Raw genomic sequence first — 23,844 nt, 5'->3', positions numbered from 1 at the left:
TCATTATGAGTAATTATTTAAATGAATTAAATCCATCGCAGCGTGACGCTGTTGCGTGCATGAATGGACCAAGTATGATTATTGCAGGAGCAGGTTCGGGAAAAACCAGAGTGCTTACTTACAGAATCATTCACATGATAAACAATCAGGTTGACCCATTTAATATCCTGTCCTTGACTTTTACAAATAAAGCTGCCCGGGAAATGAAAAACCGAATCATGGAAAAAGTTGGTCATGATGCTTTAAATCTCTGGATGGGCACTTTTCACTCTGTTTTTGCACGTATTTTAAGAATTGAGGCTGAGAAAATAGGCTTCCCGGCAAATTTTACTATTTATGATTCTGATGATTCAAAAAGTTTGATGAAAAAAATTATCAATGAGCAGAACCTTGATGATAAAACCTATAAGCCTTCTTTGGTACTCAACAGAATTTCGTCAGCAAAAAATAATTTGTTTTCTGTAGGTGATTATGTAAATCATTCCGAACTGACCAATGAAGATAAAATGTCGGGTAAGCCAAAAATAGGTATGCTTTATGAAATTTATCAAAAACGATTGAAGCAGTCTGATGCCATGGATTTTGATGATTTATTATTTAACACCTATCTACTTCTGAAAAATCACCCTGACGCATTGTCGAAGTATCAGAATAAATTTAAATATATAATGGTTGATGAGTTTCAGGATACTAACTATGCACAGTACATTATTGTCAGAAAACTGGCAGCCGCAAATGAAAACATTTGCGTAGTGGGTGATGATGCACAAAGCATCTATGCTTTCAGAGGAGCAAACATTCAAAACATTCTCAATTTCGAAAAAGACTATCCGGATTTAAAGACATTTAAATTGGAGCAGAACTACAGAAGTACAAAAACTATTGTAAGTGCTGCCAACAACGTGATTGCCAACAACAGAAATCAGCTTAAAAAAGACATTTGGACAGAAAATACCGGAGGCGAAAAAATAAGATTACTACGTGCCTTGAGTGACAATGAGGAAGGCGCTCAGGTGGCACAGGCAATATTTGAAGACAAGATGAATCTTCATTTTAAAAATAAAGACATCGCCATTCTCTATCGCACAAATGCACAATCGCGTAGTTTGGAAGAAGCACTTCGAAAATTAAATATTCCTTACCGCATTTTTGGTGGCTTGTCATTTTATAAACGAAAAGAAATTAAAGACTTGCTTGCCTATTTCCGTCTTACCATTAACCCTTATGACGAGGAAGCACTCGACAGAATATACAACTACCCTACACGAGGCATTGGTAAAACTACTTATGAAAAGCTTGTAGTTCTTGCTGACGCACGTACATGCACTTTATGGGATGTGATGCAAGATATAAACGACCGTGAAATTGATATCGCATCAGGAACAAAAACAAAAATCAATGAATTTGTTACCATGCTGGAAAGTTTTTCTGTATTAGCAAAAACTCAAAATGCTTTTGATGTGGCAAGTCATATTGCACAATCAAGTGGATTGCTGAAAGAGTTGTTTAATGATAAATCTGCAGAAGGAGTCAGTCAATACGAACATATTCAGGAGTTGCTTGCCGGCATAAAAGAGTTTAGTGACGGTGCACAGACACCGCTGGAAGCACCATCATCAGAACTGGCGCAATCAGAAATAAGATTGCTGAGTGAATATATGCAAGACATTGCCTTACTCACCGATGCAGAAACTGATGATAATAATGACGACAAAATTTCTTTGATGACCATTCATCAGGCCAAGGGGCTGGAGTTTAAAGAAGTTTTTGTTACGGGGCTTGAAGAAAATCTATTCCCTTCGCAGTTGGCTGTTAACTCGCGTGATGAATTAGAAGAAGAAAGGCGTTTATTTTATGTTGCCATTACCAGAGCAGAAAAGCGTCTGACGCTAAGTTATGCAAAGACACGTTATCGTTGGGGGACATTAACAGGCTGCGAACCCAGTCGCTTTCTTGAAGAAATTAATCCGGAGTTTTTAGATACATTACCGGTTAGTGACACTAAGATGTCTCCTTCAGCAATAAGACAAGGCAATGGCATCCCTAGTTTCAGCACTAATAGTTTTACTAAAAACAATCTTAAGCCTGTGGTTAAAAAACCTGTTGCCAGGCAAACCGATCCGAAACTGTTTGAAAATTTTATTCCTGACGATCCAAAAAGAATAGAAATTGGTATGAGTGTATTACATCAACGATTTGGCAAAGGAAAAGTGATGCAGTTGGAAGGCAATCTGCCTGACATGAAAGCTACCGTAAATTTTGAAGGTGAAGGTCAAAAACAATTGCTTTTGAAATATGCACGACTGAAAATTGTTGAATAAAATTCAGGTAAATATTTTTGAAGGATTTAAAATATTATTGGGGTCAAAGAGTTTTTTAATTCCTTTTTGAAGCGCAATTTCAACTTCTGAAAAACGAATAGCCATATATTTTTTTTGTACCCATCCTATACCATGCTCACCGGAAATAGTTCCGTTCAGTGAAACACAAAGTTCAAAGATTTCATGAATACCCAGAGGTAATTTTTGATTCCACTCTTCATCAGTCATGCCATCTTTAATAATATTCACATGCAGATTTCCATCTCCGGCATGACCATAGCAAACACTGCGAAAACCATATTTGCTCCCAATCTTTTTTACACCTGCAAGCAACACAGGCAATTTAGCGCGAGGCACAACAGTATCTTCTTCTTTATAGACAGAATGCGACTTTACGGCTTCGCCTACAGCACGTCTTGCACGCCACAGGTCTGCTTTTTGTTGAGCGCTGTCTGCAAACATTACTTCATCACAATCGTGCTGATACATGACTTCCGAAATTTTTTCGCAGTCCTTAAATAAAACCTCTTTGTTGTTGCCATCAACTTCAATCAATAAATGTGCAACATGATCATCTTTAAGCGGAACTTTCACATCTGTAAATTTCATCACAAACGTTATGGCATCACGCTCCATAAACTCCATTGCAGATGGTGTAATTCCTGCTCTGAATACTGCTGAAACTGCTTCACATGCTTTTTCGGCAGAACGAAAAGGGATTAACATCAACAACGTTTCTGTTGGTAATGGCACTAACTTTAACACCACTTTTGTTATAATACCTAAAGTTCCTTCACTACCTATCAATAACTGAGTCAGATTATATCCCGTTGAATTTTTCAGCACATTAGCACCGGTCCAAATTATTTCACCGGTTGGAAGCACTACCTCACAATTCAGTACATAATCTTTAGTAACTCCATATTTCACCGCTTTTGGTCCGCCACTACATTCTGCAAGATTTCCTCCAATGAAACAGCTGCCTCTGCTGGCCGGGTCCGGAGGATAAAACAATCCTTTGGCTTCTACAGCATCGCGTAAATGTTGATTAATTACACCCGTTTCGACAGTGCATTGAAGATTTTTTTCATCAATGTCAATAATTTTATTCATCCTCTCGGTTGCTATAATAATACCGCCATGTACAGGTAGTGCACCACCGCTTAAACCGGTGCCTGCACCTCGTGGTGTGACAGGAATAAAATACTTATTAGCAAGTTTCAAAACTGCTGAAATTTGTTTGGCATCAGCCGGCTTTACTACTACTTCAGGCTTAAAAAACAAATCTTCGGTTTCGTCACTGCCATACGTTGTGCATGATTCATCATCACTGGCAACAAACTTTTCACCACAAATAGCCTTTAGTTTTTCAAGTATTTCTTCTGTGACAACATTATACGACTTGCCATCACTATTCTGTTTCAGATTTTCCATTACAATTGTGTTGCGGTTTTATTTTTGGTTAACAAAAGTAAGCCCAAAAAGGTGATGCCCCCATTAAGAATAATTAACTCATTCCCGAATTTATATCCACCAAACCACTGAACTGTGTTGACATCAACGATATAACAGATTACAGGTGACAATATTCCAATTACAGGTACTGCCTTATCAATTACATTTCTTTTGGTAAGAATTCCAAAAGCAAAAAGGCCGAGCAACGGGCCATAGGTGTAATTGGCAGCTCTGAATATCTGACGTATCACAGCCTGATCATTTATGGCATGAAACAAAACAATAACACCAAGTAATACAGCACCAAAAATAATATGCACACTTTTTCTGATTCTTGTTTTTTGCACTTCATTGTATTTACCTTCTTCAAAGCCAAGAAAATCTATACAAACAGAAGCCGTAAGAGCAGTAAGAGCACCATCGGCACTAGGGTAAGCCGCAGAAATGAGACCTATGATAAAGCATATCGCTGAAAAGTTGCCCAAATAATGCATTGCAATTGTAGGGAACAAATCATCTGTTGTGCGTTCGGGAATAACAATACCCTGATTCTGAATAAAAATATACAACAAAGCACCAAGACACAGGAAAATAAAGTTCACAAAAACTAAAATGATACTAAATGTCATCATATTTTTTTGCGACTCACCAACATTTCTGCAACTGATATTTTTCTGCATCATTTCCTGATCAAGCCCTGTCATAGCAATGGCAATAAACATACCTCCAAAAAAATGTTTTGGAAAGAACACTTTCGACTTCCAGTCCCAAACAAAAATATCTGAATATGGGCTTGATTTAATTGAAGAAAGTACATCACCAAAACTAAAATCAAGATCTTTGGCTATAAGATATACAGAGATGAAAAGCGAAAGCAACATAAAAGTTGTTTGCAATGAATCTGTCCATACAATAGTTTTTACACCACCTTTAAACGTGTATGAAAGTATCAGCAAGACAAAAACCAGGACAGTTACCCAAAATGGAACACCCCAGGCCTGAAAAATAAAAAGCTGCAATACATATACCACAATATACATTCTGAAAGAAGCACCAACAACTCGCGAAAGAATAAAGAAGAATGCACCTGTTTTATAAGTTTTCTCTCCAAGTCTCGACTTCAGATAGGTGTAAATTGAAGTCAAATTCATGCGGTAATAAACAGGCAGTAAGACAAAAGCAATTACAGCATAGCCTAACAGATAGCCAAGTACCATTTGAAAGTAAGAGAAATTTCCTGTTCCTACATCACCAGGCACAGACATAAATGTAACACCAGATAATGAAGCGCCTATCATCCCATAAGCAACAACATACCATCGTGAACTTCTGTTGCCAACAAAATAACTCTGATTGTCGGCATTACGAGAAGTGTAAAATGTAATAGCAAACAGTAGAATGGTATAAACCAAAACCACTGATAAAATTAATACAGGACTCAATTGCTTGTGATTTAGAATACAAGAATAACTGTTTGAAAAGCTTTGACAGAGTAAGCAAGATGGTATTTTTAAACAACGTATATTTGACAACATCATTTAAATTTACTTCAGGTGGAGCAATATCCGTCACGTTTATTGGAAGAGGCAGTTAACGAACTATCGCGCCTGCCCGGAATCGGTCGTAAAGGTGCATTGCGCCTTGCATTGCATTTACTTAAACAAAATCCTGCTGATGTGGAGCGTTTGGGTAATGCTGTAATACAACTACGTTCATCGGTGGTTTACTGCCAACAATGTCATAATATTTCTGAAAATACTTTATGTGCCATCTGTGCAAATCCAAGAAGGGATAACAGTGTAATTTGTGTTGTGCAGGATATTCGGGATGTTATGGCAATTGAAAACACAGCACAATTTAATGGCATGTATCATGTACTTGGGGGCATTATTTCTCCAATGGATGGTATTGGTCCTTCGCAACTGAATATTAATTCGTTGGTTGAAAAAACTGCTAATGGAATAATAAATGAAGTAATAATGGCACTTAGTGCCACCATGGAAGGTGACACAACTGTGTTTTATATCTCCAAAAGATTAAAGGACACGGAAGTTAAAATATCAATACTTGCACGAGGTGTAGCCATTGGGGGCGAATTGGAATTTGCCGATGAGGTTACGCTCGGCCGCTCATTGATTAACCGCGTGCCGTATGAAAATACGTTGGTAAAGTAATGCCATTTTTTACGGCAAAGAAAACTTACAAATTCCCTCTCAATGCCTGTTCGCGCTCTATGGCTTCAAAAAGAGCTTTGAAGTTTCCCTTTCCGAAAGATTTAGCGCCACAACGCTGAATGATTTCAAAAAATACTGTTGGTCTGTCCTGAACCGGCTTGGTAAATAACTGGAGCAGATAGCCCTCATCATCACGATCAACTAAAATATTCAGTTTCTTAATGGTAGCAACATCTTCGTTAATTTTTCCAACACGATCCCAAACCTCTTCATAATAAACCTCAGGTACATGTAAGAACTCCACTCCCCTATTTCGCAATTCCGTTACCGTTGTAATAATATCATCAGTAGCAATAGCAACATGCTGCACTCCGGCACCATGATAAAATTCAATATATTCTTCAATCTGCGATTTGCGTTTGCCATCTGCAGGCTCATTTATCGGGAATTTAATATATCCGTTACCATTGCTAACCACCTTACTCATTAAAGCAGAATACTCTGTTGAAATATCGCTATCATCAAAGGTAATAAGCAATTTAAATCCCATCACATCTTCATAAAATTTAACCCACTCATTCATGCGTCCCAGTTCAACATTGCCCACACAATGATCAACATGCTTTAGCCCAACAGAAGTTGTCTTTACACTGCTCTTTGCCGGAGAATATCCCGGCAAAAATGCCCCGTTGTAATTTTTTCTTTCTACAAATTTATGTACAGTATCGCCATAGGTATGAATGGCAGAAATTTTTACTTCACCAAATTGATCACTCATAACAGTAGGCTGTGTGTGCGCTTTTGCACCTCGGCTCATTGTTTCGTAGAATGATTTTTCGGCATCATCAACCCAAATAGCTAAAAACTTAACACCATCACCATGTTGTGCTACATGTCTTGTAATCTCACTATCAGGGTGCATGGCACTTGTCAGCACCAGTCGGATTTTACCTTGCTGTAATACATACGATGCTCTGTCACGAACACCTGTTTCCGGTCCGGCATAAGCTATAAGTTCATAGCCCCAAGCCATCTGATAATAATACGCTGACTGCTTGGCATTGCCTACATATAGTTCTACGTGGTCGGTTCCGTTCAAAGGAAGAAAATCTTCAGCCATTTTGATTTAATATTAGAATGAGAGACAAAAGTAATCATTTTTAAAATGAAAGTATATAAAGGCTTTATTAAAGTTTGACACAATAATTCATATAAATTCGCACTCTTAAAGTTTTGTTTTAAAATCAGTCTTCTTGGGAAGTATTTTTATCGGATTATATCGTTTGTTTGTAAGAAAGCCTATCTTGTTTGCAGGCTTTGTTTTGTTAGTTGCTGCTGTTAGCATTGCAGGAATTAAAAAGCTAAACATCACAGAGAATATATTTGCCATCCTCCCAAAAGGTCAGGAATTTCAGAAATTCAATTCTCTTCTTGAATCAAAAAACATCTCGGATCAGGTTGTGTTTTCTTTAGCTTTATCAAAAGACTCCAATCCGGATGAATATACCGATGTTGCCGAACATGTAAAAAGCATTATTGATTCTGTAGCAGCTAATTTTTTAAGTGACGTAACTGCCGTAAGGCCTGATGTGCAACAGGAGGTTTACGACTATTACTTTTCACATTTCCCTTTGTTGATTGACAGTAATTATTATTCATTGATAGAAAGAAAAACAAAGAATGATTCAATTACTGCTTCTATTCAAAACAATTACGAAAAGCTAACCAATCCATCCGGTTTATTTATCAAACAATTTATTCTGAATGACCCTTTAAATATTACCGCAGAATACTTTAAGCAGATTGGCATAACAAACAACAACAGTAAATATATTGTTGAAGATGGCATCATTTTTACACCAGGAAAAAAAGCTATTCTTATAACAGGCCGTCTGAATTATGACAATCGTGATGCTGAAAAAAATATCCAATTAAGTAACCAACTTGCTGCTGTAGAAAAAAAATGGAATAGTGAAAATTCAGAATACAGGTTATCACACTTCGGCACATTTGAAATTGCAGCTCAAAATGCAGTGCAAATAAAGAAAGACACCAACCTGACAATGATACTTTCCATATCGCTTATCATGCTCATCTTGGTTTTGTATTACAGAAAACTGAGCATTCCAATTCTTTTTATTCTGCCTGCTGTGTTTGGCGGCATGTTGGCACTTGGAGCGATGGGATTTTTACGTCCTGAAATTTCAGCCATTTCATTGGCAACAGGAGCTATTGTTATTGGAATCATACTTGACTATTCATTTCACTTTTTCACACATCTGCAGCACACCAAATCCATTGAGGAGACTTTAAAAGAAATAACTGTGCCGCTGCTTACAGGAAGTATTACAACTGTATTAGCACTCCTTGCCTTAAACTATACCAACTCTGTTGTTTTAGGCGATTTTGGTCTATTCGCATCCATGGCATTAGCTGGTTCAGCATTTTTTACACTTGCAGGATTACCTGTCATAATCACTATCACCCGCTTTGATTACACTCAGCATAAACCTGTCAAATTATTCAAGCTACCGGTAATTAATCCATCATTAGTTAAATTTGCTATTGTTGCCATTCTGCTGATAACTGTGTTTTTTTATTTTGAAGCATATAACATTCGTTTCAACAGCGATGTGGAAGCTTTAAGCTTTCATCCTTCAGCGTTGAAAAATAAAGAAGCTGAACTTACAGGAATAAATCCTTCAACTGAAAAAAAGATTTACTTGATTGCCGCTTCTGAAAATTATGAATCTGCAGTTGACGCAAATTACAAAGCAGGCACTTTAATAAAAAATTTAACTACCCATGACATTATAAAAAACACGGTATCCACAGCCGATTTTTTTATTCCTGATTCGTTGTTTAAAGAACGTCAGGAAAATTGGAAACAATTCTGGAAAGCAAATAAAGAGCGTGTAAATAATCAAATAAGTTATGCTGCAAACACAACGGGCTTTAGTGACAATGCTTTTGCCCCATTTCATGAAATGATAGACAACAACACCTATCAGCCTTTATCTAAAGATTTATTGAAAACAATAGGCTTAGACTTAATGGTAGATTCAGGTGCTAAAGAATCTGTCTTTATTTCATCATTTATAGTATCAACTTCACAAAAGGACTCTGTTAAAGCTTTATTTAAAAATATTCCAAATTTGACCGTTTTTGACCGCAGCGAAATGGCATCATTACTGCTTGAGTCGGTTCGTAGCGACTTTAATTACCTTCTGTATCTCACTGCAGGCATGGTGTTTTTTACATTGCTGATAATTTATGGTCGCATTGAACTTGCTCTACTTGCATTTATGCCAATGGTTATAAGTTGGATTTGGATATTGGGCATTTCATCAATGTTTAATATTGAATTTAACTTTGTGAATATTGTCATCACAACTTTTATTTTCGGTTTGGGTGACGACTTCAGCATTTTTGTTACAGATGGTTTATTAAATCGCTACAAATTCAAGAAAGATAATTTAAAATCTTATCAGGCAGCAATTTTATTATCAGCATTAACAGTAATAGTTGGAACCGGAGTTTTATATTTTGCAAAGCATCCGGCAATACATTCTATTGCTGCACTAAGTGTTATTGGCATAAGCTGTATTTTGCTGATTTCATTTCTTATCCAACCCTTTATTTTTAAGCTTTTTGTTGAACGAAGAATTAAGAATGGGCACAATCCTATTTCATTTCTACAGCTATTCATGTCTGTTTTCTGCTTCACTTATTTTATTTCAGGCTGTCTTTTATTTTATCCTATTTTGTTGCTCATTAGTATTTTTCCTGCACCCGTAAAATCCAAAAGAAAGGTTGTAAATTTTCTGACTTCTAAATTTGCTGCATCAGTTCTGTATTCAGGCATTCATGTAAAAAAGAAATTTTACAATCTTGATCAGCTTGATTTCAAAAAGCCTTCAATTATCATTGCCAACCATTCCTCTTTCCTTGACATAATGATAATGCTTATGTTGAACCGCAAAGTAATTATTATGGCCAAAGACTGGGTTTATCGTTCTCCTTTATTTGGAATGGTGGTACGTTATGTTGGCTATATTTTTTCTGAAGATGGAACAGAAGAGAACATATCCAACATTAAAACTAAAATGGATGAAGGCTATTCCATAATGATTTTTCCTGAAGGCTCTCGTTCTTCTGATGGAAATCTCAATCGTTTTCATAAAGGAGCCTTTTATCTGGCAGAAAAACTAAATGCCGATATTCAACCAATAATGATTCATGGCGCAGGCGATGTTTCACCAAAGAATGAGATGATGGTTAAAGATGGCACCATAAACGTAAAAGCGTTGCCAAGAATATATGCCGATGATTTAAAATGGGGTAGTGATTACAGAAGCAGACAGAAATCCATTTCTGTCTATTTTAAAGAACAATATAAAAAGTTTAAAGACGAGCGCGAAGATGCTGATTACCTCTGGCGTAAAGTCTATTTCAACTACATTTTCAAAGGTCCGGTATTAGAGTGGTATGGCAGGATTAAATGGAACCTCGAAAAGAAAAATTATGACTTTTATAATAGCTGCATTGGAAACAGATTACTGATTACTGACCTTGGTTGTGGTTATGGATTTATGGACTTATATCTTCATTACAAAAATGGTGAAAGAAAAATAAGCGCTTTAGATTATGATGAAGATAAAATTGCAATTGCATATAATGTTTGGAATAAAAGTGACAACTTGCAATTTAAATCTGAAGACATTACACAATCAGAAATTCCACCTTCAGAGGTAATCTTCCTTAATGATGTCTTACATTATTTAAAAACAGATAGTCAGGAAAAAGTATTGCAGAAATGTATCCAAGCCCTGCTGCCAGGTGGAATAATATTTATTCGTGATGGCGTAACCGATGATATAAAACATGGAAACACTAAATTTACAGAGTTATTGTCAACAAAAATATTTTCATTTAATAAAAAAACAAGTAATCTCAATTTCTTCAGTGCTGACTATATTTATCAGTTTGCAAAAAAGCACAACCTGAAAGTGGCAGAACATAAACATTCCCAAAAAACATCAAACCGGCTTTTTGTACTTAGCAAATGAAAATCAAAGAGAATATAAATTACGACTTTGTAATTATTGGAGGTGGGTTTGCCGGAATGAGTTGTGCATATATTTTAGCTAAAGAAGGTCATAAAGTTGCTTTGATTGAAAAAAATATACAATTAGGCGGCAGCCTACAGATTTTCAGTCGGGATAAAAAAATTCTCGATACCGGCCTACACTATATTGGTGGCTATGATGAAGGACAAAATCTCAATAAGCTATTTAATTATTTTGGTTTAAAAGATACTTTGCAAACAAAAAGAATGGACGAAGATGGCTATGACTACATTAGTTTTAGTGATGGCAGAAAGTATGCTCATGCTATGGGTTATGAAAAATTCATCAGTTCACTTTGTAAAGATTTTCCGGACGAGGAACATGCAATAAATCAATTTTGCAAGAAGATACAGGAGTACTGTCAAAAGTTTCCTTTATACGAGCTGAATAATAATATCACAGATGATTACATTAACGAAGATTTAAGGAATGAAAATGCATGGGAATATATTTCGTCACTTACCAGTAATAAAACATTACAAAATGTATTAGCAGGAAACAATATGTTATATGCAGGTGTAAAAGAAAAGACACCGTTGTTTGTTCATGCTTTAATTTTCAATAATTATATCTGCGGAAGCTATAAAATTATTACAGGAGGTGCACAATTAATCAAACAGTTTTCAAAAAACATGCGTAAAGAAGGTGTTGACATCTATACGCATAAGCAAGTTACAGGTGCAACATTTAGTGCTGACAATAAAATTTCTCAACTATTGTTTGATAATGGTGATAAAATAACAGGGAAAAATTATATCTCAGCAATTCATCCGAATGAAACTATTTCACTTTTTGGTGCAAATCACTTTTCAAAATCATGGGTCAAGAGAGTAACTCATCTTGAGCAAACTTTATCTGCATTTCTTTTACAAATTACTTTTAAACCAAAATCCTTCCCCTATTTCAATTACAACCTTTATCATTTTTTTAATGATGATGTTTGGGAAACAATAAATTACACTGAAGACAATTGGCCTTTAGGGTTCTTTGTCTTTACTCCTGTTCCATTGGACAGTTCAGGTTATGCAGAATCAATCTCTGTCATGTGCTATATGAAGCATGAAGATGTTGCACAGTGGAAAGATAGTTTCAATACAACAACACACCCTTCGGACCGATGTGAAAGCTATCAGGCATTTAAAAGGCAAAAGGAAGAAAAAGTACTTGAAAAGTTAGAGACTTTATTTCCGGATTTACGAAAAGCTATGTTGCATGTTTATAGCTCAACCCCTTTGACTTTTAAGGACTATACGGCCAGCACAAATGGTTCCATTTACGGAATCTTAAAAAACAGTCACTCGCCATTATCAAGTATGTTACATCCTAAAACAAAAATCCCTAACTTGTGGTTAACAGGTCAAAACATTGTTTTTCATGGTATATTAGGGACAGCTATTAGTGCACTATTAACATGCTTTGAATTTACAAATAGAGAAACGCTACTTAAAAAAATTAATCAACCCTAAAATTTTTTTAGTGTAGTTTAAAAAAATATAACTACTACATTTGCTTCGCAAAAAAAATAGATTACAAGATAGAGATTATGGAAATCGTTGATGTATTGATTATTGGTGCAGGTCCGGCCGGTGCTGTTGCTTCTGCTTATCTGAATAAGCAAAACTTAAAAGTACTTGTACTGGAAAAACAGAAATTTCCGCGTTTTGTGATAGGTGAAAGTTTATTACCGCATTGCATGGACCATCTCTCTGAGGTTGGGTTTATTGAAAACATAAAGGAACATGGATTTCAGGAAAAAACAGGCGCTGCATTTTATAAAGGGAAACATAAGACGGAGTTTTTATTTAACGATCAGTTTAGCAATGGCTGGTCATGGACATGGCAGGTAAAACGTGCTGATTTTGACAACATACTTATTTCAACTGCAATTGAGCAGGGCGTTGAAGTAAAATTTGAATGTGAGGTAAATTCTGTTGAGGCTTCTGCAAATGAACAAACAACTACCTACACAGATAATTTCGGAAAGACACATACTGTTAAATCGAAATTCATCATTGATGCCAGCGGATATGGTCGTGTGCTACCTCGTTTATTTAAATTAGAGGAGCCTGTGAGTACACCGCCACGTGGCGCAGTTTTTTGCCACATTCATGACACCCAACGAACAAAACAAGCAGGTGCTAATATTTTTATCCACTCTTTTAATGAAAACAGTGCCTGGATATGGGCTATTCCTTTCAGTGATATGACTACTTCTGTAGGTGTAGTGAGTAATGTTGAGTTGATTGATGAGTTTGCTGCAAATAAAGGAGAGAAGTTTTTAAACCATATCAGAACTTTTGGCGACCTGGCAGGCAGATTTGAAAATGAACAGTTGGTTTTTGAGCCACGCACAATCCACAATTATGCAGTACGTTCAAAACAGTTGTTTGGCCCAGGCTATGTATTATGCGGCAACAGCACAGAGTTTTTAGACCCGGTATTTTCATCCGGTGTGACACTTGCCACAGGATCTGGATTACTTGCAGCCAAATTAACTGAAAAGGCACTTAATGGAGAACAGGTAAATTGGTCTGAAGCCTACGAAGAAAAATTACGCAGAGGCATAGACGTATTCAGAACATTTGTTCTCGGATGGTATAATGGCGATCTTCAGACTATCATATATTCAAATGACATTGATACAAATATAAAAAAGCAAATTTGTTCAGTTTTGGCCGGGTATGTTTGGGATACTGAGAATCCTATTGTAAAAAAACATAAAACACTGATACCAACTCTTGCTGAAGTTATAAGAATAAAAGAAAAACAATCTTGATTTTTAGAAAAACTTTCTTATTTTTTGTCTTATCCAATGGTTGTTGCTCACATGCTTCAATGCAAAGTTAATTAGCCATTCTCTGTCCGCAGTAATACGTTGTAACCAATGCTGAATACGTAAATCGCCAAGAAGTTTGTCATAAACCATTTTGTCATATTGTTCATTGAATGACTGTGTAAAGTTGTTTGACTGAAAACAATTGATAATGTGTATAGCAGCCATTCGCCCACTTATCATTGCATTGCCAATGCCCTCGCCTGTAGCGGGATTAATGAGTGAGGCTGCATCACCGCAGAGCAAAAATCTCTGTCCTGAAACAGGATTTTTTCGTCCACCGCATGGTAGCCCGAATCCTGAAATCACACCATCAGTACTTGCCTGACTAAATCGAGGACTAATGGCGCTATCGTTTTGAATGACTTCTATCAAAGCTTTTTTCAAATCTATTTTACGATTTGTAATAAACCGATTAACCATACCAAAGCCAACATTAGATTGATTCTCCGGCAGCGGAAATATCCAGAAATATCCAGGCATATAATTTTTGACAATATGAATCTCAAGCATTTTATGTTCAAGATTTGCAACATTATTATAATATGCACGGACAGCTGCAATATTTTCTTTTTTACGGATAAACGGATGCGACAAATTCTTTCTGACAACTGAGTTTGCTCCATCACAGCCAATAATTATCTGACCTTCAATTATCCTTCCATCGGTCAACTTAACGGTAACGACCGTTGCGCTGTTCACAACAGATTCAACAGATGCATTTCCAATAAAACTGACATGACTGTTGCATTCATTTGCCAGATTAAAAAGAAAATGATCGAAATGCAACCGCTTGGCAGCATGACCTTTTGTAACAAATGTTAAATCGAATGAGGATTTATCAGGAGCAACAAAACGGCAGCCCTCTACCTGTACTTTTTCAGAAAAATGCTGTAAGAATTTTTCGTTGAGAGAAACATCAATGGAACTTAGCACACGTTGCACATTCGAAGGAATGGCATCACCACAAACTTTATCCCTCGGAAATGTGGTCTTATCAATCCAAACAATGTTTAGACCTGCATCTTTAAGTGCCATAACACAAGCAGAACCAGCAGGCCCTGCCCCAATGATAATTACATCTGTTTTTATGTCTGCTTTTATTTCATGTTGTTAAAAACACTCTGTACATCTTCATCATCTTCAAGTCGGTCAATGAGCACTTGAATTTTCTGCTCTTGCTCTTCTGTTACCTCTGTGAGTGTCAGTGGTACTCGGGTCAACTCGCTGCTAATAATCTCAATATTCCTGTCTTCTAAAATCTTTGTCATGCTGCCAAAGTCTTCAAAGTTGCAATACAAGTAAATAAAAGAATCCTCTTCCCAAATTTCTATAAGGCCAAAATCAATGAGCTCCAATTCCAGCTCATCCAGATTTTTACCCTCGGCAGCAAATTTAAACAAGCCACGTCTTTCAAACATAAAGGCAACAGAGCCTGAAGTGCCGAGGTTACCTTCTTCTCTGTTGAAATGCATTCTTATATTGGCAACAGTACGCGTTGGATTATCAGTAGCACATTCTACTAAGATCGCCACACCAAAAGGAGCATAACCTTCATAGGTTATCTCCTCGTAATCTTTCATGTCTTTGCTCGAAGCACGTTTAATGGCAGCATCCACCCTGTCTTTGGGCATATTTAAACTCTTGGCATTTTGCATCACCTGCCTGAGCTTGGCGTTATGATGTGGATCGGGGCCACCTTGTTTAACAGCAATTGCAATTTCTTTTCCTACACGTGTAAATGCCTTAGCCATTTTGGCATAGCGTGCAAACATTTTATGCTTGCGTTTTTCAAAAATTCGTCCCATAATGTAAAACGGTTTGATGCAAAAATACATTTCTAAAAAAACTGACAGCAAAATATTCATAAATGTGTCACAGAATTGCTGTAAATTTGCATTCTGTTCTTTGATAAATATGGGGCCGAAAGGTTTCGACAGTGTGCGTAATAAATACGTAAGCATGCCGGGTGCTGTGAGAACGACCCGTAAATCCCGATTCACAACTCGCTTAAATGGCGAAACAAACTACGCGCTTGCGGCTTAATTCTTCCAAGAAGAATTGCCTGATGCTGCCACAAGGTGGTAGCACAAGCTGTCCTACGCAGACTTAAGTTCATAGCGTTTGCGAATTGGGCATCATAGATATGAACTGGCTGTTGTTGTGCTCTGGTGCAACAGTAAGAAAATAAGAGCTAAGGATAAATCCGACCAGCAGGTAGTCTTTTTTTATCCCTACAATTAAATACCGGCTAAGCATGTAGAAAGTGTATGGATTCCATATCTGGACGTGAGTTCAAATCTCACCGGCTCCACTTTTTTTTTCAGCTCTAAGCAATGTGGGCAGTTGTATGAAATGACCTTCAATAAAAAACTATATTGCATAATACATATTGCAAGATTAGTTTAATAAGAATGCAAAGGTCATTCCTTAAATAAATTGACATCACCTATTTACTGTCAAGTATTAAATCTGTTAATTTGCACTTTGTTGTAAAGTTTCCAAATAGAACAGTTGCATTTTCCTGATCAATAGACTGAACTATACCTGTCACTTTTCCATTATAAAGTTTCACAACCGCACCATTTATAATTCTAGGATCAATGGTTCTTTGAACAATGCTTTCCTTTTTCTTGTTTTTAAGACCTGCTTCTGAAAGAAACTTTTCAATGACGGTTTTCTTATTCTTAGCCTGTTTAAGATCAAATGCAAATTTCTTAATTCGTGCTTCTGCTTTTCTATCTAGATTTTCCTGATGATTGCGTAAATGTTGATTCAGACTATTCTTAATATTCTCATTTTTATAAATCAACTCATCATTCTGTTTAATAAGTGTATTGAGCATTTTTTCTTTTTGCAAGATAGACTTTAACTTTTCATCAATAACTATTTTATCCTTTTCAACTTTAGAAAGCAATTTTTCGAGCAACATATGCGTCTTTGGAACCTTCGCTCGAGCATTGTTAATGATTTGCTGAGGAAGTCCACTACGCTCTGCAACAATAAATGTATAAGAACTTCCCGGCTTGCCAATTTGAAGTTGAAAAAGCGGCTTAAGATTCCTTTTGTCAAACGACATAGAACCATTAATAAATCCGGGAACCTTTTCTGCAAGCACCTTAAGATTCATATAATGTGTTGTGACAATACCTGCGGATCGTTTTTGATTCAAGGCTTCAAGCATTGCTTCTGCTAATGCACCTCCAAGTTGCGGATCTGTACCGCTGCCAAGTTCGTCAATCAAAAAGAGTGATTTATTGTCAACCTGCTCAAAAAAAACTTTCATGTTTTTTAACCTGGAACTGTATGTGCTTAATTCATATTCTATAGATTGAGAGTCGCCAATATCAATCAGAAGTTTATTGAAAACACCAATTATTGAACCTGCTTTTGCAGTGACATGAATACCGGATTGCGCCATAATCAGCAAAAGTCCAACTGCTTTCATGCAAACTGTTTTACCTCCGGCATTAGGTCCGCTGATTATTAAAATTCGCTTTTCACTATTAAGATGCAGAGTAAATGGGACAACATTTTTTTGAACATCTTTTTGCTGCATTAATAATATAGGATGTGATGCATTTACAAGATTAATTTCAGATTTAATCGTAATTTCTGGTTTAACAGCACGATAGTTGAGCGCAAAAAGTGCTTTGGCGTGATGCATATCCATTTGAGTAAGTATAAAAAAATATTGCTGAAGTGTTGTATAATAATTCCGCAGAAAAATAGTGAGTTGCCTCATAATCCGAGTGATTTCAAGTCGCTCGTCCTGCTCTAACTGTTGAATGTGGTTATTAATGTGCAACACTTCATCGGGCTCAACAAATGCTGTTTTACCGGTTGCAGACATATCGTGAATGATACCATTGATTGTCCTTTTTTGCTCTGCAACAATTGAAAGAACACGTCTTCCGTTGCGCGAAGACTCTTCGCTATCTGTTAACCATCCATTTTTCTTATAGCGTGCAATAACCTGTTGATAGGCTCTGTCAGATTCTGCACGTTGCCTTTGTAAGGTGCGTCTGATGTGCATTAATTCTGTTGATGCTGTTGATCGTACCACACCAAAAGAATCAAGCACTCTCTCTATTTCGTTTGCAATAGCCGGCTCAAAAATGCAATCATTAAGAATTTGTTTGAGTAAAGGATGTCTTTCTGCCTGATTGAAAAATTTTATGATTAGGTCAACAGTATGTGTGAGTGAAGCAACTTGTAATGCCTGTGAAGGCAACAAAACACTATTTTCAATCTTAAGCAATTGAAGTTCTTTGGTCAAATCACAATAGCCTGAAACGGGAAAAGGTTCTGCATCTGAAAGCAACTTTCGCATTTCTTCCGTACGCCCAAGTTGTAATTCTATATAATCTCTATCAGTGCTTGGGGTTAGATTCAGAATCTCCTGAGCAGCAGCCGGTGTAAAACAACTCTGAGCAATGTTTGATTTTACGGCATTGAACTCATCAGCAAGTAATGACTGAGGTGGGAAAATATACATGTAATCAATTCAAAATTAATTTTCAGTTTCATCCTCCAATTAAAGGAAAGCAGAATACTGAAGTGCGAAATTAATACATGGCTATCAAACCAAACAAATTGTTGATTTTATAGTAGGTTCCAATCAAGTAACAGGCTGAAAAGAAACAAGTCTATTCTGTCTGATTTGTTGAATACATGAAACTAAAGCCGGAATGGCAATAAGTAAAATACCTGCCAGAATGCCAATTCCTGCAATGAAAAAGCTATAAAAATAAGGTAGCATCTTTTGCATGGCAGAAGCAAATGTTCCTCCATTAGTCAATTCAATAGTTTTTGTGATACCCGATGCAATAAGAGAAACCCAAAATATGAGCAATGAAACATTCAAAATCCAGAAACCTGCCTTTATGTATTTGAGTAGCGTTGTATCATTTTGAAGTCTTAATAAATAAAACAATGAAGCAAAAAGGATAAAAGTGTTTATTCCAATAGTGGTACCCATTGCATGCGCAACAGTGATGTGCGTACCATGAGTGAAACGGTTAATAAACGGAACAGAAATAGCAATGGCTAAAACAAGGTTGATAAATATCCATACATCAGAAGCAGTAAAAAAGCGATAAGACATCAGATGAAAAGTTTTAGTAGCTGAGGATACCGTTTTACGCCAGTTCCAAATAATATTACCAAGAATTAGCAGCTCCGTCATACTGATGACATAGGCAACATCCCGAATCCAGGGTGATGCCGGCACAATGTAAGTATGATGCCCCCAGTTGAACATAAGGTTGGTTAGCCCTAAGAAATAAAAAAAGAAAGTCAACTTTGATGAGGCAACGCTTTCATCACCACTCATTTTCTCCATCACATAAAATGCAGTTCCATATACCAGCATATTCCATGAGCCCACCATAGCTCCTGATGCTTTCCACTGTACAGTTATATCGCGTATTAAGTTATTACCGAAAAAGGAAAACAACCACAGATAAGATTCTAAAAATGTTAACAGAAAGAAAAACATACCTGTAAGCCACATCCAGATATAAACTTTAGTGAAAATGTGTGTATTGCTGTTGTAATATCTCTTAAGTGTCAGAAGCATATTGGCAACAAACAACAGCCACGTTATTAACATAGGAATTGCAACTGCAGGTGGAAATTCAAAATACTCTCTTCCACCAAATACTCCTGCAAAATAGCAGGCAATGATGGACAATCCTGTAAGAATAAATAATACAAGATGGGCTATTGCTAAAGCCGGTGAATAAAGTTTTCCTTTTACTGCCTGTGGAAGATAATAATAGATGCCACCCATAGCTCCTGCAAAAATCCATGAAATAACCATTGTTACATGAAGTGGTCTGACTCTTTCAAACGACAATTCGTCTTTCAGCCAACCGGGAATGATATACTGCAAACCACCAACAACACCAAACAACACACCTGAAATCAGTACAGTAAGTGCAACTGCAATAAACAGAAAGTGAATATTTGAATTGTTTGAATGACTATTATTCATTTTGTATATTACTGAATCAAACTAAAATTCAGTTTGGATTAGAAAAATTGGGTTCTGTTAAAAAAGTTGAGTCAGTTAGTGTAAGAAGAAATGCTTTGAGTTTTTGTTTCTCAAGAGGTGTAAGTTGTAATCCTAGTTCTTTTCCGGGCTTTGTCATAACAGGATCGAGAGACGCTGAATGTTTAACCCCTGTGTTATAATGTTCAATTACTTGTTCAAGTGTTGTAAATCTTGCATCGTGCATGAAGGTTGTTTTCAATGCTGTATTTCGCAGAGAAGGAGTACGGAATTTTCCATAATCTGCTGCATTATGACTTACATTATAATAGCCTGCATTGACACCTGTAAAAACCGAGTCCAGGCCGATATTGTGCAAATCTCCATCGGACGTTAATGATAATGAATGACAGTGAAAACAGTCGCCCTTTTCAGAAAAGAAAATATTGAATCCTTGAATTTCGTCAGGTGTAAACAATGTTTCGTGACGAATAAAGCGATCCAACTTAGAGTTTCCTGAAACAACAGTTCTCAGAAATTGCGCCAATGCATAAGCACACTTCTTAGTATCAATAGTTGTACTGCCAAATGCTTTGTAAAAAAGTATAGGATACAAACTATCATTCTGTAATCTCTTAATGTCTGTATTAAAAAAAGTTTCCACTTCAAACATCATGGCATCTTCCAATGTTCCCTGAATTTCACCATTCCATAAAAACTTATTTTGATAACCTAAGTTAACATGCGGAATAATATTTGTACCTGTAACTGCAAAGCCTTGCGACTGAATATGGCATGATGAACATGATGAAGCACCCGTTGGATGCAGAAGTTTATCGTAGTAAAGCTTGCGTCCGAGATAAACACCTTCAACTGTTGTTGGGTTGAATGCCGGAACATTCATTGCCGGTAGATTTGAAGGTGTGTTAATGGTATATAATGTTGGATTATAGGGTGGCAGATTATTAATTGGATCCTCATCCTTATCCTTTTTACAGGCAAGCACAGTAAGCATTCCAACAATTAATACCGTAAAGATTACTTTTAACTTCATACTATCGGATATTAAAAACATCGCTTCCATTTAATGCCAGTTTCGACATGGCAACGCTATCACTCATTGAATAATTTCCATCAATGTTAAAGTTGTAGTTATGTGGATTTGAAAACCACTCATTAATATTCATCTCCAGGTTAAGTGCTGCTGAACCATCTGAAACTTTAAAATCCTTCTGAATGTTTACTTGCACAACGTGCACATTATTACCAAGATGCATTGCATATCCTGTTGGGTTTCCACCATCCATAAAATTACCTTCGAGTTTCATAAAATGATACCCTCCTCCCATCATATCCGGCCAACTCATATTTTCATTGTCAATTGTATTTGGCAATGCATGACTGATGTTATGTAAACTGTCGAGGCCAATTAAAAAACGAAGTGACTTATAATTTCCAACAGGCAATCCTTCAAGAGCAAAAGAAGGTGTTTGAATTGCAGCGTCAACGTAAAAGATACTATCAAAAGTAAACTTACTTCCGTCAGTATTCTCAAACTCAAAAGCAGAAATATAGAAATGTAATTTAGAAACACTGTAGTTGTTAGCTGCAGCATTTACATACTTTATGGAATTAAATTCAAGCTTGCTACCGTCAACTGCAAATGACAAATTAAGGTTGATTATATTTTCATCATCATTCTTTTTCTTACAAGACGAAAACATTAATGTCATTATGGCAAACAGAACGACATTAAGCATTACTGATTTTGAAATGCTCATATTTTTAAGATTATTGTTTGTTTTCATGATCAGATTTCTAGTATGTTGGTATTTGTGTTGATGTTTGATCAATGTATTTCAAATATTCTATTACTTGGTCAACTTCCTTATCACTCAAATTAAAATCGGGCATACGTACAGTTCCATTTTTCAGTATTGCAGCAAAGTATGCGTCATTTTGTGCTTTCTGAGAATAGGCTGATGTTAGTTCAGGGCCAAGATAGCCGCCTAAACCATAAAGTTGATGACAGGCAGTGCAGTTAAATTTCTGATAAAGCATTTTCCCTTTAAATGCTTCATCGTTCATAGTAAAGGTAGCACGTGCTGTTGCCTTGGTGTAAACAAACGCAGTATAAAAACTAAATAATGTAAAAAGTGTAATTAATATCTTAAACTTTAAACTCAAATGCATAACTGAATCGTTTTTACATTTCTTTTTTTACAGAAATGTTTGAATGATCATACACAAATGAACAATTATCCTTAAGAAATCATATTGATTAATGACAGCGATAAGGCTGACTTTTATCACTGATCAAAATAGTATTAGAATAGATTGATAAATAAATATTTAGATAAATCTGCTTAATGAAAAAATCAATGATGGCACTTAAAATGCTCGAATGGTTGTTTACAATTATCACAATAATAAAGTGCTTTGCATGCTGTTGAGCCAAACCAACTGGTAAGATGTGTTTCTTCCGAATGACAAAAGGCACATCTTACACTTACCTCATCAGGTCGCAATTGTTTTATATGTGACGAATGTTCAGGGGGTGCAATACCATAATCCGAAAGTTTTCTTTTTGCTTCATCAGTAAGCCAGTCTGTAGTCCACGCAGGAAAATACACTGTCTTAACTTTAAAATTTGAGATATTATTATCTTTTAAAATGGTCTTAATTTCCGATTCAATAGCAAACATAGCAGGACATCCGGAGTATGTTGGTGTAATGGTAATAATGAGTTGTCCGTTAATCCAATCAACACTTCTCAAAACACCTAACTCACCAATATTAATTACCGGCACTTCAGGGTCAGGAATGGCATACAATAATTGAAAAATTTCTGTTGCCTCTAAACTGCTTTGTACTTTAAAGGAATCATTCACCATTGGGCATCAGGATATGCGCGAGGTAAAAATTGCATCTCTGCAAGAATAAATCCAAGATGCTCGGTATGTATTCCTTTTCGGCTTCCGGTTCGCATAAAATTATTAATCTCTGAAACTGACAGAGTAGCATCACTAAGCACCAGCCTGATATGTTTATTCCAGTTTTCTTCAACCTTTTTCATGTCAGCAGCAATTCCAAGTTTCAACAACTCCTCATCAATTTGATCAATCTCAAAAAGATCACCTGTAAAATTCCAAAGCTCGTTGACTGCATTTTGCATTCGTTGATGACTTTCTTCTGTACCATCTCCCAAACGCATTGTCCAATCTGATGCATAACGTAAATGATAATTAACTTCTTTCAATGATTTAACTGCAAGAGCACTGATGTTTTTATCAGTAGATTGTGTGAGTTCAGAATACAGATAATGCTGCCATGCGCTTACAAAAAGTTGTCGGACAATGGTACATCCAAAATCAACATTTGGTTGTTCAGTCAGCAACATATTTCTGAATTGGTTGGCATCTCTATGAAAAGCCAGACTATCTTCACTCCTACCTTTTCCTTCAATTTCGCCAGCATAGGCTAAAAAAGCTTTTGCCTGCCCTAGCAAATCGAGTGCAATATTAGTAAGTGCAATATCTTCTTCAAGCACCGGACCATGCCCGCACCACTCACCCAATCGCTGACTTAAAATGAGACTTGTATCTCCTAACCGCAATGTGTATTCAAATAAATTTTTATTCATGGTTTTTAAACCTGCTTAATGCCGTCAGGCGTTTTATAAAAGTTAGGATGACGATAAATTTTATCGTCTGAAGGTTCAAAAAAGGATGCAACATCTTCGGGCGAAGAAGATGAGATACATTCAGAAGGTACTACCCAGATGCAGGTTGCTTCTCCACGTCTGCTGTAAACATCGCGTGCGTTAAGCAAAGCCATTTCTTTATCTGCTGCTCTAACACTTCCTGCATGCTCAAAAGACATCCCGGTTTTTTTTTGGGTGAACACCTCCCATAATTGCCACTGTGTATCGGACATG

Annotated in this window: 18 protein-coding genes and 1 other RNA gene; 6 read left to right on the top strand and 13 right to left on the bottom strand. The window is 36.4% G+C overall.

All coding sequences use genetic code 11. The annotated features are described in order from the left end of the window. Positions 1 to 5 precede the first annotated feature (5 nt). Complete coding sequence (locus V9G42_09255) at positions 6 to 2,321, top strand: UvrD-helicase domain-containing protein (protein ID MEI2759598.1); 2,316 nt, start codon at positions 6 to 8, stop codon at positions 2,319 to 2,321. Between the two features lie 3 nt (positions 2,322 to 2,324). Here V9G42_09255 and V9G42_09250 read toward each other — a convergent pair whose 3' ends face one another. Beyond that, a complete protein-coding gene (locus V9G42_09250) occupies positions 2,325 to 3,755 on the bottom strand; it encodes an FAD-linked oxidase C-terminal domain-containing protein (protein MEI2759597.1) in 1,431 nt (476 codons plus the stop codon). After that, the gene (locus tag V9G42_09245; GenBank protein ID MEI2759596.1) at positions 3,755 to 5,218 is read right to left on the bottom strand and encodes a sodium:solute symporter; all 1,464 of its coding nucleotides are present in this window, start codon (positions 5,216 to 5,218) and stop codon (positions 3,755 to 3,757) included. Before V9G42_09245 ends, V9G42_09250 begins: the two co-directional genes overlap by 1 nt. Before the next feature lie 111 nt (positions 5,219 to 5,329). On the opposite strand from V9G42_09245, the gene recR reads away from it, so the two are divergent. Beyond that, complete coding sequence (gene recR, locus V9G42_09240) at positions 5,330 to 5,950, top strand: recombination mediator RecR (GenBank protein MEI2759595.1); 621 nt, start codon at positions 5,330 to 5,332, stop codon at positions 5,948 to 5,950. A gap of 25 nt (positions 5,951 to 5,975) precedes the next feature. Here the strand turns inward: recR and hppD are convergent, their stop codons facing one another. Next, positions 5,976 to 7,070, bottom strand: coding sequence for a 4-hydroxyphenylpyruvate dioxygenase (gene hppD, locus V9G42_09235; protein MEI2759594.1), 1,095 nt, complete (start codon positions 7,068 to 7,070; stop codon positions 5,976 to 5,978). Positions 7,071 to 7,203: 133 nt separating this feature from the next. Between hppD and V9G42_09230 the strand changes: the two genes are divergently transcribed. From V9G42_09230 to V9G42_09220, 3 genes are all read left to right on the top strand, one after another. Continuing rightward, positions 7,204 to 11,019 carry a 1-acyl-sn-glycerol-3-phosphate acyltransferase gene (locus tag V9G42_09230; protein ID MEI2759593.1) on the top strand — a complete coding sequence of 1,272 codons (3,816 nt, stop codon included), beginning with the start codon at positions 7,204 to 7,206 and terminating at the stop codon, positions 11,017 to 11,019. Beyond that, entirely contained in the window at positions 11,016 to 12,545 is a 1,530-nt protein-coding gene (locus V9G42_09225; protein ID MEI2759592.1) for an NAD(P)/FAD-dependent oxidoreductase, read from the top strand. The genes V9G42_09230 and V9G42_09225 overlap by 4 nt, the downstream gene beginning before the upstream one ends. A gap of 77 nt (positions 12,546 to 12,622) precedes the next feature. Next, the gene (locus V9G42_09220; protein MEI2759591.1) at positions 12,623 to 13,855 is read left to right on the top strand and encodes an NAD(P)/FAD-dependent oxidoreductase; all 1,233 of its coding nucleotides are present in this window, start codon (positions 12,623 to 12,625) and stop codon (positions 13,853 to 13,855) included. A gap of 3 nt (positions 13,856 to 13,858) precedes the next feature. Here the strand turns inward: V9G42_09220 and V9G42_09215 are convergent, their stop codons facing one another. Continuing rightward, on the bottom strand, positions 13,859 to 14,989 hold the full coding sequence (locus tag V9G42_09215) for a geranylgeranyl reductase family protein (GenBank protein ID MEI2759590.1): 1,131 nt from the start codon (positions 14,987 to 14,989) through the stop codon (positions 13,859 to 13,861). A 23-nt stretch (positions 14,990 to 15,012) separates the two neighbouring features. Next, positions 15,013 to 15,720, bottom strand: a complete 708-nt coding sequence (locus tag V9G42_09210) for a YebC/PmpR family DNA-binding transcriptional regulator (protein MEI2759589.1) — start codon at positions 15,718 to 15,720, stop codon at positions 15,013 to 15,015. A 111-nt stretch (positions 15,721 to 15,831) separates the two neighbouring features. Here V9G42_09210 and ssrA point away from each other — a divergent pair. Next, positions 15,832 to 16,229, top strand: a transfer-messenger RNA (tmRNA) gene (gene ssrA / locus V9G42_09205). Positions 16,230 to 16,361: 132 nt separating this feature from the next. Here the strand turns inward: ssrA and V9G42_09200 are convergent. The 8 genes from V9G42_09200 to paaB form a co-directional block, all read right to left on the bottom strand. Beyond that, entirely contained in the window at positions 16,362 to 18,410 is a 2,049-nt protein-coding gene (locus V9G42_09200; protein ID MEI2759588.1) for a hypothetical protein, read from the bottom strand. 123 nt (positions 18,411 to 18,533) lie between these two features. Beyond that, positions 18,534 to 19,910, bottom strand: coding sequence for a cbb3-type cytochrome c oxidase subunit I (locus V9G42_09195; protein ID MEI2759587.1), 1,377 nt, complete (start codon positions 19,908 to 19,910; stop codon positions 18,534 to 18,536). Positions 19,911 to 19,938: 28 nt separating this feature from the next. Next, positions 19,939 to 20,961 carry a cytochrome c peroxidase gene (locus tag V9G42_09190; GenBank protein MEI2759586.1) on the bottom strand — a complete coding sequence of 341 codons (1,023 nt, stop codon included), beginning with the start codon at positions 20,959 to 20,961 and terminating at the stop codon, positions 19,939 to 19,941. Between the two features lies 1 nt (position 20,962). Then, positions 20,963 to 21,688 (bottom strand): MbnP family protein, encoded by a 726-nt coding sequence (locus tag V9G42_09185; GenBank protein MEI2759585.1) that lies wholly within the window; start codon positions 21,686 to 21,688, stop codon positions 20,963 to 20,965. A 37-nt stretch (positions 21,689 to 21,725) separates the two neighbouring features. After that, positions 21,726 to 22,100 (bottom strand): cytochrome c, encoded by a 375-nt coding sequence (locus V9G42_09180; protein ID MEI2759584.1) that lies wholly within the window; start codon positions 22,098 to 22,100, stop codon positions 21,726 to 21,728. A gap of 185 nt (positions 22,101 to 22,285) precedes the next feature. Further along, complete coding sequence (gene paaD / locus V9G42_09175; protein ID MEI2759583.1) at positions 22,286 to 22,801, bottom strand: 1,2-phenylacetyl-CoA epoxidase subunit PaaD; 516 nt, start codon at positions 22,799 to 22,801, stop codon at positions 22,286 to 22,288. After that, on the bottom strand, positions 22,795 to 23,550 hold the full coding sequence (paaC, locus tag V9G42_09170; protein MEI2759582.1) for a 1,2-phenylacetyl-CoA epoxidase subunit PaaC: 756 nt from the start codon (positions 23,548 to 23,550) through the stop codon (positions 22,795 to 22,797). The genes paaD and paaC overlap by 7 nt, the downstream gene beginning before the upstream one ends. Before the next feature lie 5 nt (positions 23,551 to 23,555). Beyond that, positions 23,556 to 23,843, bottom strand: a complete 288-nt coding sequence (paaB, locus tag V9G42_09165) for a 1,2-phenylacetyl-CoA epoxidase subunit PaaB (protein MEI2759581.1) — start codon at positions 23,841 to 23,843, stop codon at positions 23,556 to 23,558. Between the last annotated feature and the right edge of the window lies 1 nt (position 23,844).

The sequence above is a fragment of the Bacteroidia bacterium genome, assembly GCA_037045145.1.
Classification (GTDB): Bacteria; Bacteroidota; Bacteroidia; order AKYH767-A; family OLB10; genus OLB10.
Note: the sequence above shows the minus strand (reverse complement) of the source record. Positions and strands in the feature narration are given on the sequence as shown.